The organism is Caballeronia sp. LZ001 (assembly GCF_031450875.1).
Taxonomy (GTDB): domain Bacteria; phylum Pseudomonadota; class Gammaproteobacteria; order Burkholderiales; family Burkholderiaceae; genus Caballeronia.
This window is the reverse complement of the sequence record NZ_JARTVX010000004.1, coordinates 2,647,133-2,660,503: the sequence shown is the minus strand read 5'-3', so window position 1 is coordinate 2,660,503 and position 13,371 is coordinate 2,647,133. Positions and strand designations below refer to the sequence as shown.

Genomic DNA, 13,371 nt, shown 5'->3' with positions numbered 1-13,371 from the left:
GTGTGAGCGCCCGCACACTTGGGTCGATGCCGTCGGAGAACCGCTAGCGGATGTCGCAGCGGATCAATCTTCGAGATATCAACGATGCGCGAGCAGCATGCCGCGCAAGTCGCCGAAAACCTGTTCGGCGGAAAGTTCGCGAAGGCAGTTCAGATGGCCGAGCGGACACTCGCGGGCAAAGCACGGACTGCATTCAAGATGCAGCCATTGTACCTTTGCGAGATCGGACAAGGGCGGCGTGTGGCGCGGGTCGGTCGAGCCGTACACCGCGACGAGCGGCCGTCGCATGGCCGCCGCGACGTGCATGAGGCCGGAATCGTTGGTGACCACCGCGCTCGCTCGCGCGATCAACGCGCATGCTTCGCCGAGCGATGTCTGGCCGCACAGGTTGCGCACATTCGGTGCGCGGGCGGCGATGGCATCGGCGACGGCGGAATCTTTATTCGATCCCAGCGCGATGATCCGCGCATACGGAAACGACTGCGCGACGAACTGCGCCAGCGACGCAAAATGCTCCGGCGGCCAGCGCTTGGCGGGACCATACTCCGCGCCGGGGCAAAACACGACGAGCGGCGTACGCGTATCGAGATTGAAGCGCGCCGACACACGCGCGGACTCGTTCGGATCGTTTTCCAGGCGCGGCACGGGCAGCGTTGGCGCGGGATTTTCGATGCCTTCGGGCTGCGGTTGCGCAAACTTGTCGACGAACGGCAGCTTCGCGCCCGGCGCATAAGCGAGCGCGGCGTAGTGCACGGTCATCGGCGGACGCTCGGTATTTGGCGGATTGGCATGCCGCACGTTGAGCAGACCGTAACGGCTTTCGCCCTTGTAACCGATGCGCAGCCGGATGCCCGCCATCCAGGGCAGCAGCGCGGATTTCGCGGAGTTGGGCAGCACGTAGGCGGCGTCGTAGCCGACATCGCGCAGGTCGCTCGCCAGTTGCCAGCGGCGCAGCAGTTGCAGCTTGCCGTGGGCGAGGTCGGTGGCGTAGACGCCGTGAATTTCCGGCATGCGTTCGAGCACGGGCGCGACCCACGAGGGCGCGACGGCATCGATCACGATGCGCGGATGCAGCTTTCTCAACAGCGTGAAAAGCGGCTGCGCCATGAGTGCGTCACCGATCCAGTTCGGTGCTATTACCAGCGCGCGGCGCATCAGTCGTTTTCCGATCTCAAAATATACGCGGCTCGCGGCTTATGGCGAGTCGTCGGTTGATGTGGGTGAGAGGCTTGAGCGCGCAATGTGTGATTGCGATTCGCGCATTGGACGAAGGCCGAAGCGGGCACGAGGCGTGGCTTCGGCCTTCCGTAAGAGGGCGGCTGCTCAATGCCCCTTGATGACTTCGCCGTCTTTCAGCTTGTAGCGCGTGCCGCAATACGGGCAACGCGCTTCGCCGTGCGTGATGTCGATAAACACGCGCGGATGCGTGCTCCAGCGCTGCATCTTCGGATTCGGACAGAACGCGGGCAGGTCCTTGGCCGACAGTTCAACCAGCGGCATTTCCTTCAGGTCGCTCATTGCAATCTCTTTTGAATGACTTGTGTTGCGTGCGGGGACACGGCGGGACGCTTGAAACCTCGCCCGCCGCAGCTTGCATTAAACCTTGGCGAGCCAGCTTGCGTACTTCTCGTTCTTGCCGCCGACCACGTCGAAGAATGCGCTTTGCAGCTTCTCCGTGACGGGACCGCGCGCGCCCGAGCCAATGGTGCGGTTGTCGAGTTCGCGAATGGGCGTGACTTCGGCGGCCGTGCCGGTGAAGAACGCTTCGTCGCAGGTGTAGACCTCGTCGCGCGTGATGCGCTTTTCGATCACCGGAATGCCGAAGTCGCGCGCCAGCGTGATGACCGTGTCGCGCGTGATGCCGTCGAGGCACGAAGCCAGGTCCGGCGTGTACAGCTTGCCGTTGTTGACGAGGAAGAAGTTCTCGCCGGAGCCTTCGGAGACATAGCCGTCCACGTCGAGCAGAAGGGCTTCGTCGTAGCCGTCGGTGATGGCTTCCTGATTCGCGAGGATGGAGTTCACGTACCAGCCGGAGGCCTTGGCGCGCACCATCGACACGTTGACGTGATGGCGCGTGAACGACGAAGTCTTGACGCGAATACCCTTCGCGATGCCGTCTTCGCCCAAATACGCGCCCCACGGCCACGCAGCAATGGCCACGTGAATGGTGTTGCCCTTGGCCGACACGCCGAGCTTTTCCGAGCCGACCCAGATGATCGGGCGGATATAGCAGGATTCGAGCTTGTTCTCGCGCACGACTTCGAGCTGCGCGGCTTCGATGGTGGCCTGGTCGAACGGCACTTCCATCTGAAAGATCTTGGCCGAGTTGAAGAGACGCTTGGTGTGTTCCTTCAGGCGGAAAATGGCCGTGCCTTGTGACGTCTTGTATGCGCGCACGCCTTCGAACACGCCCATGCCGTAGTGCAAGGTATGGGTCAGAACGTGGATATTGGCGTCACGCCAGTCGACCAGCTTGCCATCCATCCAGATCTTGCCGTCGCGGTCGGCCATTGACATACGGTTCTCCTAGCTGTCTCGTTCAGTGAATGCGGGGCTTGGCGCCTTAGTTCGGCATGAGTGCGGCGCTGGCCGAAAGGCGGCGAAAGACCGTTATTTTAGCGTGATTTCGCGGCGGAACCGATCTCGAAGCGGCTTTCACGACGCTATAATTTCCCTTTCGCCGCCAAGTTGCCGGCAAAGTTCCTTTCGTCGCGGTATTGCGCGCGGATTACGCGCGGGATCGAAACCAGCGTGGAGCCAGCGCCCGGCGCATCGGTTGGAAGCGGCCAAATACGCGTCATCATGGATTGGCCGCTAAAAGCATCCGGTGCTATCGGTTAAAATGCTGGTCTTTCCTGTTGCATCAAGCGAGGTCGAGAGTGTGTCCGGCAGTCACCGCGCAACGGTTCCCAAGCTCACCGCCTCAACGGAGCGCGCCCGGCATGTGCTTGTACTTGAGCGCCGCCGCCTGTCTGTTCCTTCGATCTCCTGCTTTCCCGGTTCCTCGCATTGCCTGTTTTGCCCGCGCGTTCGGCCCGCTCGCGCGGCCTTCGCCTCCGGCATGATCCGCGTGTCGTTGCCACGGCTAAAAGAAGTCCTCGAAGTCACGCGGCCACCCCACGAACCGGCCGGCACAAGCCGGTCTTCCTCGCCCGAACCGCTTTTCTACCTACGTTGACTCCCATGACGAAAGTATTGCGTTTCACCGACCTCATCTCCGAAGGCAAAGTCTCCGGCAAGCGTGTGTTCATCCGCGCGGATCTGAACGTGCCGCAAGACGATGCCGGCAACATCACCGAAGACACGCGCGTGCGCGCCTCGGTGCCGGCCATCGAGGCCGCGCTCGATGCAGGCGCTGCCGTAATGGTCACGTCCCATCTGGGCCGCCCGACCGAAGGCCAGTTCAAGCCGGAAGACTCGCTCGCGCCCGTCGCGAAGCGTCTGTCCGAATTGCTCGGCCGCGACGTGCCGCTCGTCGCGAACTGGGTCGATAGCGTCGAGGTTCAGCCGGGCAACGTCGTGCTGCTCGAAAATTGCCGCTGCAACAAGGGCGAGAAGAAGAACGACGACGGCCTCGCGCAAAAGCTCGCGAAACTCTGCGACATCTATGTGAACGACGCCTTCGGCACCGCACATCGCGCGGAAGCAACCACGCACGGCATCGCGAAGTACGCGCCGGTCGCGTGCGCGGGCCCGCTGCTCGCCGCCGAACTCGATGCGCTCGGCAAGGCGCTCGGCAACCCGAAGCGTCCGCTCGTCGCCATCGTCGCCGGGTCGAAGGTTTCGACCAAGCTGACCATTCTGAAGTCGCTGGCGGAGAAGGTGGATCAACTGATCGTCGGCGGCGGTATCGCCAACACGTTCATGCTGGCCTCGGGCCTGAAAATCGGCAAGTCGCTCGCCGAAGCCGATCTCGTCGACGAAGCGAAGGAAATCATCGATCAGGCGCGCACGCGCGGCGCATCCGTGCCTATTCCGAGCGATGTCGTCACCGCGAAGGAATTCGCCGCGACCGCGAAAGCCGAAACCAAGCCCGTCGCGGATGTGTCCGACGACGACCTGATCCTCGATATTGGTCCGGACACCGCGAAGGCGCTCGCCGCGCAACTGGAAACGGCGGGCACGATCGTATGGAACGGCCCCGTCGGCGTGTTCGAGTTCGACCAGTTCGGCAACGGCACGAAGACGCTGGCGCAGGCCATTGCGAGTTCGTCGGCATTCTCCATCGCGGGCGGCGGCGACACGCTCGCGGCCATTGCGAAGTACAACATTCACGACAAGGTGAGCTACATCTCGACCGGCGGCGGCGCGTTCCTCGAATTTCTGGAAGGCAAGACGCTGCCCGCGGTCGAAGTGCTCGAGTCGCGGGCTTAAGGTCTTGACGACCCGAGGAAATCCGGCGAAGGCAGGCAAGAAGGGCGCGCAGGAAGCCGGCGGCGCGCAAAAAGACGGAATCAGAAACGTAGTGGCGGGCGGGGCATCGGGCGACGAGCTCGACGCCGCCGCGCTCGCGGCGCGGGCCATTGCCGAAGCGGCTCAGAACACCGAGCCGTCGTCCGGCGAAGCCCGCGCGCAGAATCAGCAACCGAGGCAGAACGAAGACGCGGCATCGCCGGCACCAACGGCGGCGCCCGTCATCATCGGCGGCTTGCCCGCTCATGCAATCAAGCAAATCGATAAAGCGACGCCGGCACGATCCGGCGCGCGCGCGCAACCGGTGAGCAACACCTCACCGTCGGCGCAACGTGCTCGCAGCGTCACGGGCGGTCCTACAGAGACGAGGAATTCCATGCATCGCGCTACCAAAATTGTTGCCACCATCGGTCCGGCATCGAGCAGTCCCGAGATCCTGCTGCAGATGATGCAAGCGGGGCTCGACGTCGTTCGCTTCAACTTTTCGCACGGCACCGCCGACGATCATCGCCAGCGCGCCGAATGGGTGCGCGAGGCCGCGCGCCAGACGGGCCGCGAAGTCGCCATCATGGCCGACCTGCAAGGCCCGAAAATCCGCGTCGGCAAGTTCGAGAACAACAAGACGATGCTCGTCGCGGGCAACAGTTTCGTGCTCGACGCCAATTGCGAACTCGGCAACAACGAGCGCTGCGGACTCGACTACAAAGACCTGCCGCGCGATCTGCGCGCCGGCGACGTGCTTCTGCTGAACGACGGCCTGATTGTCCTCGACGTCACGCGCGTGATCGGCGAAGAGATTCACACGGTCGTAAAGGTCGGCGGCGAGTTGTCGAACAACAAGGGCATCAACCGGCAGGGCGGCGGACTCACGGCGCCGGCGCTGACCGAGAAGGACATGGAGGACATCAAGACGGCGATGTCGCTCGGCGCGGATTTCGTCGCGGTGTCGTTCCCGAAAAACGCGACGGACATGGAAATGGCGCGTCAACTCGCGAACATCGCGGGCGCGCCTTACGGCATCAAGCCGAAGATGATCGCGAAGATCGAGCGCGCCGAAGCCATTCCGGCGCTGCAAGGCATTCTCGATGCGTCGGACGGCATCATGGTCGCGCGCGGCGATCTCGCGGTGGAGGTGGGCAACGCGGCCGTGCCCGCGCTGCAAAAGCGCATGATCCGCATGGGGCGCGAGTCGAACAAGCTCGTCATCACCGCCACGCAGATGATGGAATCCATGATCCACGCGCCCGTGCCGACCCGCGCGGAAGTGTCGGACGTGGCCAACGCCGTGCTCGACGGCACCGACGCCGTGATGCTTTCCGCCGAAACCGCGGCGGGCAAGTATCCGGTGACGACCATCGAGACGATGGCCGCCATTTGCGTCGAAGCCGAGAAGTCGGAAGAGTCGCAACTAGACCGCGATTTCCTCGACCGCACGTTCACGCGCATCGACCAGTCCATCGCCATGGGCGCGCTGTTCACGGCGTTCCATCTCGGCGCGAAGGCGGTCGTGGCGCTGACCGAATCCGGTTCGACCGCGCTGTGGATGTCGCGTCACTGGACGCATGTGCCGATCTTCGCGCTCACGCCGCGCGTGGCGAGCGAGCGCACGATGTCGCTGTATCGAAACGTCACGCCGTTGCATCTCGATACCAACATGGACCGCGACGACGCGCTCAATCAGGCGCTGGAAGTGGTCGTGTCGAAGGGATACGCGGCGCGCGGCGACATGGTCGTGCTCACCGTCGGTGAGCCGATGGGCGCGGCGGGCGGCACCAACACGCTGAAGATCGTGCGCGTCGGCGATCATTTTTGAGCGCGCGTAGAGCGAAAAACGCTTTCGGATGAGCGCGAATTCAGCCTGATCCGAGCCAGGCGTTATTTGTAAAGTAAAATCAACGGGTTCCGGCGACGGGACCCGTTCCCATTTCTTTTCGCCGCTCACGGCAACTTGAGCGGCGGTCAACATTTCTCCGTACCTCTTCGGACCATGACGATGTCCACGCTATACGAATCCACGATCAAATCGCTGCCGCTGCTCGGCCGCGGCAAGGTTCGCGACAACTATGCCGTCGGTCAGGACAAGCTCCTGATCGTTACGACCGACCGCCTCTCCGCATTCGACGTCGTCATGGGCGAGCCGATCCCGAACAAGGGCCGAGTGCTCAATCAGATGGCCGACTTCTGGTTCGAGAAGCTCGGTCATATCGTGCCGAATCACAATACGGGTATCGATCCGGCGAGCGTCGTCGCGCCGGACGAGGTGGCGCAGGTGACGGGCCGCGCGGTCGTGGTGAAGCGTCTCGAACCGATTTTGGTGGAAGCGGTCGTGCGCGGCTATCTCGCGGGCAGCGGCTGGAAGGACTATCAAGCGACGGGCGCGGTCTGCGGCGTGGAATTGCCGCCCGGCCTGCAAAACGCGCAGAAGTTGCCCGAGCCCATTTTCACGCCCGCCGCGAAGGCCGAAATGGGCCATCACGACGAGAACATCACGTACGACGACATGGAACGGCGCATCGGCACCGAACTGTCGGCCACCATCCGCCGCATTTCCATTCAGTTGTACAAGGAAGCCGCCGAGTATGCGGCGACGCGCGGCATCATCATCGCGGATACCAAGTTCGAGTTCGGCCTCGACAACAAGGGCGAGCTGTTTCTGATGGACGAAGTGCTCACCGCCGACTCCTCGCGCTTCTGGCCGGCCGACGGCTATCAGGTCGGCACGAACCCGCCGTCGTTCGACAAGCAGTTCGTGCGCGACTGGCTCGAAACGCAGCCGTGGAAGAAGGAACCGCCCGCGCCGAAGCTGCCCGACGAAGTCGTCGCCAAGACCGCCGAGAAGTATCAGGAAGCGTTGCAGCGCCTGACCGGGCAGACGCTCGCGTAACACCCGTATCGCGCGCGGTCATTTGGAAGAGATGACGGCGCGCCCGAACCAACGCCCAAGGAAAGCAGCTAAATGAGCGAAGTACAGACCGGAGCGCATTCGCACGATGCGCCGCTCGTCGGCGTGTTGATGGGTTCCAGCTCCGACTGGGACGTCATGAAGCACGCCGTCGCGATCTTGCAGGAATTCGGCGTGCCTTATGAAGCGAAGGTGGTGTCCGCGCATCGCATGCCGGACGAGATGTTCGGTTATGCCGAAAGCGCGCGCGCGCGCGGCGTGCAGGCGATCATCGCGGGCGCGGGCGGCGCGGCGCATCTGCCGGGCATGCTGGCCGCCAAGACCACGGTGCCGGTGCTCGGCGTGCCGGTGGCGAGCAAGTATCTGAAGGGCGTGGATTCGCTGCATTCCATCGTGCAGATGCCCAAGGGCGTGCCGGTCGCGACCTTCGCCATCGGCGAGGCGGGCGCGGCGAACGCGGCGCTCTTCGCGGTGTCCATTCTGAGCGTGACCAATGCGCGTTACGCCGAAGCGCTGGCCGCGTTCCGTGTGAAGCAGAACCAGGCCGCGCGCGATATGGCGCTGCCTCCGCTCTGAAGCGTTGAAACGTCGAAGCATTGAAGTGCGATGCTGCGCGCCCCTTTGCGCGGCGTCTGGAAATCAAACCAGCAAATCAGTCCCGGCAAGCCCCAGCCCACGATGAACCCAAACAAATCCCCGAACTCACCCATCCTGCCCGGCGCGTGGCTCGGCATGGTCGGCGGCGGCCAGCTCGGCCGCATGTTCTGCTTTGCCGCGCAGTCGATGGGTTACCGCGTCGCCGTGCTCGATCCTGACCAGACAAGTCCGGCGGGCGCGGTCGCTGATCGTCACATCCGCGCCGGTTACGAAGACAAAGCCGCGCTCACCGAACTCGGCCGCTTGTGCGCGGCGGTTTCCACCGAGTTCGAGAACGTGCCGTCGGCAAGTCTCGAATTCCTCGCTTCGTGCACGTTCGTGAGCCCGGCGGCGAGTTGCGTGGCAATTGCGCAGGATCGCGTTGCGGAGAAGCGGTTTATCGCCGAGGCGGGCGTGCCGGTCGCGCCGCACGTGGTGATCGAATCGCCGGAAGCGCTCGCGGCGTTGTCGGACGAGAAGATCGCGGCGGTGCTGCCCGGCATTCTCAAGACCGCGCGCCTTGGCTATGACGGCAAGGGACAGGTGAGCGTGCGCAACGTGCAGGAAGTGCGGAACGCGTATGGCTCGCTTTCGGGCGTGCCGTGCGTGCTCGAAAAACGCATGCCGTTGAAGTACGAAGTGTCCGTGCTGATCGCGCGTGGCGGCGACGGCAAGTCGGCCGTGTTCCCGCTCGCGCAGAATTCGCATGTCGGCGGCATTCTGGCAAAGACCGTCGTGCCCGCGCCCGATGCGCCCGCCGCGCTCGTCGCGCAGGCGCAGGATTCGGCGTTGACCATCGCGGCGAAGCTGGGCTATGTCGGCGTGTTGTGCGTCGAATTCTTCGTGCTGGAAGACGGAACGCTCATCGCCAATGAAATGGCGCCGCGTCCGCACAATTCCGGCCATTACACGGTCGATGCCTGCGCCACGAGCCAGTTCGAACAGCAAGTCCGCGCGATGACCGGCATGCCGCTCGGCGATACGCGCCAGCATTCACCAGCTGCAATGCTGAATCTGCTTGGCGATATCTGGTTCAACGGCGACAAGCAACGCGCTCCTGCCTGGACCGACGTCGTGGCAATGCCGGCTGCGCGCCTGCATCTGTACGGCAAGGAAGAAGCGCGCCATGGCCGCAAGATGGGCCACATCAACTTCACGGCGGCGACGCTGGAAGAGGCGCGCACGGCGGCGCGCGACTGTGCGCGCATGCTGCATATCGCGCTCGATTGAAAGACTTGAAGCAGTAAGGCAATGACCATCATCCATCCGAGCGCCGCGCAGATCGACGAAGCAGCAGCCCTGCTCGACGCAGGCGAACTCGTCGCGTTTCCGACTGAAACGGTCTACGGCCTCGGCGGCGATGCCGAGAATCCCGAAGCCATCGCGCGCATCTATGCCGCGAAGGGCAGGCCGGCGAATCATCCGGTGATCGTGCATCTCGCGCCCGAAGCCGATCCAGGCTATTGGGTAAGCGCGTTGCCGTTAGACGCACAAAGGCTCATCGACGCCTTCTGGCCCGGACCCTTGACGCTCATCCTCAAGCGCGCGGAGCGCATTCCGGCGGCGGTGAGCGGCGGGCAGGATTCGGTGGGCATTCGTTGCCCGTCGCATCCGGTGGCGCAGCGGCTGTTGTCGGCGTTTCACGCTTTACGCAGCGGAACGGGCAAGCAAGGCGGCGTGGCGGGGCCTTCGGCGAATCGCTTCGGACACGTGAGTCCGACGAGCGCACAACATGTTCGCGATGAATTCGGCGCGAGCGTTCATGTGCTCGATGGCGGGACGGCGCAAGTGGGAATCGAATCGACGATTCTGGATTTATCGCGCGGCTTTCCCGCTTTGTTGCGGCCGGGACACGTGAGTCCGCGGCAGATCGCGGATGTAATCGGCGTCGCGCCGAGATTGCCGGATGGAACGGATGCCACCGCGCCGCGTGCCTCGGGCACGCTGAAGGCGCATTACGCGCCGAGGACGCCGCTCGCGTTGCTGCCTTTCGCGGCGATCGAACCGATCCTCGTTGCGGCCCGTGCCAATGCGCGCGACAAGAAAATCGCGCTGGTGGCGCGTGCGTCGAGCGCAGGCGATTGGGCGCGCGATTCCGGCGTGCACTTCGTGGCTGCACCTGAAGACCCGCAGAGTTACGCGCGGGAGTTGTATGGCTTGCTGCGGGCGCTGGATCGGGCGAATGTCGAACGCATTCTCATCGAGAAGCTGCCGGAATCGGTCGAGTGGATCGCGGTGAATGACCGGCTGGGAAGAGCGGCGGCGGCGTTCGAAGGGGAAGGCGCTTAGCTCGCTCATGTTCGCTTCGACAGCGACGCGAAGGATTGTCCACGGCAAAAAGAAACCGCCCGGAAGACCATCTCCGGGCGGCTCGCCGACTTCCAATAAACCGGACTACTTACCCAACCCCGCCGCCGCGACCTTCTGCTCCGCCGTCTGCGCATACAGCGCATGCAGATGCGTCGTCGGGTGCACGGTGTCCGCATACATATAAAGTTGATCCGCGTTGGCCACCGTGTAGTTCTGCGGCGAGCAGAAAAGCGAGGTGGCGAATGCTTGCGGATTCGGCTCGCCGAAAGCCGCTGCTGCCGCGGCCATCGCCTGCAGATTGCACGCCGTGCCGGTATTCGACACCGTGAATCCGTACTGCCCGAAGTTGGCCGTGATATTGGCGAGCGCCGGCACGATATCCAGGTAAATCACCTTCGACATCAGGCCCGATTGCGTCAACGCGGCGGCAAGCGCCTGATTGAAGCCAAGCGATGCCTGCGTCAGCAGCGCCTTGACGGCCGCGTTGCTCATCATGCCCTGCGGCGTGGTGCCGATATCCGGTACGTTCGACACCAGCACGTGCGTCGCGCCATGCTGCAGCACCGAGCCGATGACGCCCGCCAGATCGATCGCCGATTGCACGATCGCGGTGGTCGCCTGCGCTGGCGTCATCTGTCCTGCCTGCACGGCCGTGAGGTTGTACAGAATATCGTTCGCGCCGCCATTGACGATGACGAGCTGATTCGAATTGAAGCTTCCGTGCGACGCCAGATAGTTCGTCACCTGTTGCGCCACCGGCACCGTCAGCGCCCCCGTGTAATTGGCCGGATCGGTCGTCGCATGACTCACGCCAATAGGATTGGTCACGCGCGATCCGCCCTGCGCGTAGCCGAGCCCCGATTGCGCCTGGGGTGGCGTGCCGAAGCCACCGGTCATCGCGGGCGTGAGCGTGTCGCCGTAGTATTGCGCGACATCCTGAACCCACACCTGACCGGGATTGGTCGTGAAGCGGCCGCCGCCGAAGTTCGCCGCCGCCACCGGCGCGTAGGTGCCGACGTCGGAGAGGCTATCGCCGAAAGAGACGACTTGCAGTTTGACACCGCCCGGCGGCAACGAATTGTTGTTGTCGTCGCCACCGCCGCCGCACGCGGCAATCAGGGCGAAAGCGGCGCTCGCCGTGGCGATTCGGGCGTAGCGCACCAGGGCGGCGCGCGTCGAGAGTTGCTTCTTCATGGACCTCGTCTCCAATTTTCGGTGTTATCTGTTTGAATCCGCAGCGCGTGTGCCTTGTGTTGGCCCGCGTGTCTGTCTGCGTTTCGTCCGGCGTGCGCCTCGATACGCGCGTGCGCTCGAACGAATTGTGCATCACGAAGGTGGTCGAGTCATCCTTCCGTCATGCGTGCCCGACAGCGTACACGGCGCGCGTGCAGGCGCGGGCGGTCTTCGTAGAAGAAATCTTCGGTCCGCCTTGCCGGGCGCGGGTTTGGCTCAATTGCGTCGCGCCTGCCTCCTATGCTTGGCGCAACGCGCGTTCAGTCTTCGATGCCCGGCTTGCGCGCGCCTTCGTACACCCATTCGAGGAGCGCGTCGTGCGCGGCGCGCGCTGCCTCGGCGCGCGGATCGTTGATGAAGCTCACCACGACATAACTCTCGCCATTGGCCGCGCCGACGTAGCCCGCGATCGCCCGGACATCGCGCAAGGTGCCGGTCTTGATGTGCGCATTGCCGAACGCGCCCGCGTTGGTCAGGCGGTTGCGCATGGTGCCGTCCACGCCGGCAATGGGCAGCGATTCGACGAACACTTGCGCGACCGGACTCGCGTTCGCCGCTTGCAGAAGGTCGGCGAGCGAGAGCGCGGAGATGGTTTCGTCGCGCGAGAGTCCGGAGCCGTTGTCGAGCACGAGACCGGTCATTGGCAGGGCGCTTTTCTTGAGAAACGTCTGGATGGCCTGCGAGGATTTGGCGGTCGTCGCGGGCGGTTTCAGTTGCGCCGCGCCGATCGTCAGAAACAGATTTCGCGCCATCACGTTGTTACTGAACTTGTTGATGTCGCGCACGATATCCGACAGCACCGGGCTGCGATGCGTGCCGACGAGCCGCGCCGACGAAGGCGTCGGGCCTTCGCGCGTGGCGCCCTGAAACGTGCCGCCCGCCTGCTTCCACAGCGCGAGGAAGCCGCCTGCGAAGAACGTCGAATGGTCGAGCGCGGCGACGTTGATGGTGCGCGAGCCGCAGCGCAACGGATAGTCGCCGATGAACGACGCCTGCACGAAGCCGCCCTGCGTCTGCGCCACGCTCGGCGATGCGGACGGCAACGTGCCCGCGCACGCGCCGCGCGTCACGCGCAATTCGTTGTCGATCTGCAGTTGCGCCAGTTGCGGCAATACGTCGATGGATACCTGCCCGTCCGGATTCGGCGTGAGCGTGAAGGTAAGCGACTTGAACGCGTAGAGCAGCGGATCGGGACCGACGTTGTAGGGCGCGGCATCGTCGTTATCGAACGCGGGCAGATCGCGCGTGGAGGCGTCGAAATAGCGCTTGTCGAGCACGAGCGCGCCATCGATTCCCGTGATGCCGTTCTTGCGTATCTGATCGACGAGATCGATCAGTTCTTCCGGCACGAGCTTCGGGTCGCCCGTGCCCTGAATGTAGAGATTGCCGTGCAGCACGCCTTGTGCGTCGACATCGCCATCGGCGTAGGCGGTGGTTTTCCAGCGATAGTCGGGGCCGAGCAGCGAGAGGCCCGAGTAAGTCGTGACGAGCTTCATCGTCGATGCGGGGAGCATTGGCCGGTCCGCGTTGATCGTCACGAGCGGCACGGGCGCGCCGATACGTTGCACGACTACGCTCATCGACGAAAGCGGGATGTGCGCGTGAGCGAGCGCCGCCATGACCGGTGCGGGCAGTGGCCCGGCGGGCACGCGTTCTCGTGCGGCGACGGCTTTCTCGGCCCGGGACGCCTTGCCTGCGCGCTTTGCCTTCGCGCCGCCATGCGCCGCGCGCTCGGGCGCCTGCGCTTGCGATTCGGACTTCGAGCCGCCACGCGCTTGTGCCTCGGGCATGTGAGCGATGACGGCAAAGCCGATTGCGGCGGCGAGTGCAAACGACGAACAGCGAGAAACGAGCGAGGCAAGCGGCATGGGCGTGCT

11 protein-coding genes are annotated in these 13,371 nt (G+C 64.0%); 6 read left to right on the top strand and 5 right to left on the bottom strand.

Translation table 11 applies throughout. From position 1 onward, the window contains the following. Positions 1 to 78: 78 nt before the first annotated feature. The 3 genes from waaF to P9292_RS23300 all read right to left on the bottom strand — a co-directional run bounded on the left by waaF (position 79) and on the right by P9292_RS23300 (position 2,517). Positions 79 to 1,155 carry a lipopolysaccharide heptosyltransferase II gene (gene waaF / locus P9292_RS23310; RefSeq protein ID WP_309961462.1) on the bottom strand — a complete coding sequence of 359 codons (1,077 nt, stop codon included), beginning with the start codon at positions 1,153 to 1,155 and terminating at the stop codon, positions 79 to 81. Between the two features lie 168 nt (positions 1,156 to 1,323). Beyond that, complete coding sequence (locus P9292_RS23305; RefSeq protein WP_244827144.1) at positions 1,324 to 1,518, bottom strand: zinc-finger domain-containing protein; 195 nt, start codon at positions 1,516 to 1,518, stop codon at positions 1,324 to 1,326. A gap of 78 nt (positions 1,519 to 1,596) precedes the next feature. After that, a complete protein-coding gene (locus P9292_RS23300; RefSeq protein ID WP_244827145.1) occupies positions 1,597 to 2,517 on the bottom strand; it encodes a branched-chain amino acid transaminase in 921 nt (306 codons plus the stop codon). Between the two features lie 666 nt (positions 2,518 to 3,183). Here P9292_RS23300 and P9292_RS23295 point away from each other — a divergent pair. From P9292_RS23295 to P9292_RS23270, 6 genes are all read left to right on the top strand, one after another. Then, positions 3,184 to 4,374: a phosphoglycerate kinase gene (locus tag P9292_RS23295; protein ID WP_309961460.1), complete on the top strand. Its 1,191-nt coding sequence runs from the start codon at positions 3,184 to 3,186 to the stop codon at positions 4,372 to 4,374. Positions 4,375 to 4,717: 343 nt separating this feature from the next. Continuing rightward, positions 4,718 to 6,226 (top strand): pyruvate kinase, encoded by a 1,509-nt coding sequence (gene pyk / locus P9292_RS23290; RefSeq protein ID WP_370652122.1) that lies wholly within the window; start codon positions 4,718 to 4,720, stop codon positions 6,224 to 6,226. A 180-nt stretch (positions 6,227 to 6,406) separates the two neighbouring features. Then, positions 6,407 to 7,297 (top strand): phosphoribosylaminoimidazolesuccinocarboxamide synthase, encoded by an 891-nt coding sequence (locus tag P9292_RS23285; RefSeq protein ID WP_244827147.1) that lies wholly within the window; start codon positions 6,407 to 6,409, stop codon positions 7,295 to 7,297. A gap of 72 nt (positions 7,298 to 7,369) precedes the next feature. Beyond that, complete coding sequence (gene purE, locus P9292_RS23280; RefSeq protein ID WP_244827148.1) at positions 7,370 to 7,891, top strand: 5-(carboxyamino)imidazole ribonucleotide mutase; 522 nt, start codon at positions 7,370 to 7,372, stop codon at positions 7,889 to 7,891. Between the two features lie 102 nt (positions 7,892 to 7,993). Further along, positions 7,994 to 9,181, top strand: a complete 1,188-nt coding sequence (locus P9292_RS23275; RefSeq protein ID WP_244827149.1) for a 5-(carboxyamino)imidazole ribonucleotide synthase — start codon at positions 7,994 to 7,996, stop codon at positions 9,179 to 9,181. Positions 9,182 to 9,202: 21 nt separating this feature from the next. Continuing rightward, entirely contained in the window at positions 9,203 to 10,240 is a 1,038-nt protein-coding gene (locus P9292_RS23270) for an L-threonylcarbamoyladenylate synthase (protein WP_309961457.1), read from the top strand. A gap of 105 nt (positions 10,241 to 10,345) precedes the next feature. Here P9292_RS23270 and P9292_RS23265 read toward each other — a convergent pair whose 3' ends face one another. Together P9292_RS23265 and dacB are read right to left on the bottom strand one after the other, a co-directional pair. Next, positions 10,346 to 11,455, bottom strand: a complete 1,110-nt coding sequence (locus P9292_RS23265; RefSeq protein ID WP_309961455.1) for an SGNH/GDSL hydrolase family protein — start codon at positions 11,453 to 11,455, stop codon at positions 10,346 to 10,348. Between the two features lie 299 nt (positions 11,456 to 11,754). Beyond that, positions 11,755 to 13,362: a D-alanyl-D-alanine carboxypeptidase/D-alanyl-D-alanine-endopeptidase gene (dacB, locus tag P9292_RS23260; protein WP_309964148.1), complete on the bottom strand. Its 1,608-nt coding sequence runs from the start codon at positions 13,360 to 13,362 to the stop codon at positions 11,755 to 11,757. Positions 13,363 to 13,371 lie beyond the last annotated feature (9 nt).